The 1,010-nt window shown below is 51.5% G+C and carries 1 protein-coding gene; it reads left to right on the top strand.

Annotation, left to right across the window (positions count from 1 at the left end):
- Window positions 1–1,010 (top strand): TRAP transporter substrate-binding protein (locus ABLT31_RS38725; RefSeq protein WP_367761033.1); only part of this gene is annotated, 1,010 nt, incomplete at both ends.

The following is a 1,010-nucleotide window of genomic DNA, read 5'->3' as shown; positions in this document are numbered from 1 at the left end:
TCTATTATGGCCTTCGTCCTGCTGTTTGCTATCATGGCTACGGGCTGCATGAAATCCCAATCGACAACGGCTCCAGCCGGAGGAAACACCCCCGCCCAAACCTATGATTGGAAAATGATCAGCACGTGGGGCGAAGGATCGCTTCAGTATGAAAATGATGTCTATTTTGTGGATTTGGTCAAGAAATTAAGCAACGGTCGCCTGAATATCAAGCTGCATGCGGTAGGCGAGCTGGCTCCCGCGAATCAGGTTCTGGACATGGTCAGCAAGGGTACGGTACAGATGGGCTCGGATTGGCCGAACTACTGGTCTGGAATGAACACGGCCTTTGATCTGCTCGGCTCCCAGGGAGTTGGCTTCAGCCAGTGGGATTACCTTCTGTGGATGGAACAGGCAGGCGGGCGCGAGCTATACAACGAGATCTACGGGAAATTTAATACGGTTTACTTCCCGACCTCGATATCCGGGATGGAATCGGGTATTCGATCCACTTCCCCGATTCGTAGTTTAGAAGATTTAAAAGGAAAGAAAATCCGGATGGCTGGATTGATCCAAAGCCAATTGGCGCAGGAAGTAGGGGCAACCCCGGTGACTCTGGCAACAACGGAAATCTATGAAGCCTTGCAAAGAGGGGTAGTCGACGGGGCGGAATATAGTTCACCCGCTGCAGATGAAAGGCTCAAGATCCATGAAGTGACGAAGTATTGGCTAGCGCCAGGCTGGCACCAAACGAGTTCGGTCTACGGAACCTCGATTAATAAAGACGCGTGGGCTTCCTTGCCGGATGATCTGAAAGCGGTAGTGGAAGAAGCGAGCAGGGCGTCGGTCCTGGCTCGATCGGCCTCTTTTGCCTATGGCGATGCGCTGGCGTCTGAGCGGATCTTAGAGAGCGGAATTGAAACAACGAAGCTATCCGATAGCGATATGCAGAAATTGAGAGAAATCAAAAATGGAATCATGAGCAAGCTGGCCTCGGAAAATCCTGATTTTGACCGCGTATGGAAAAGCCA

It is taken from the genome of Ammoniphilus soli (assembly GCF_040813775.1).
The sequence above is the reverse complement of the archived record's forward strand: the minus strand, read 5'-3'. Positions and strand labels throughout refer to the sequence as shown.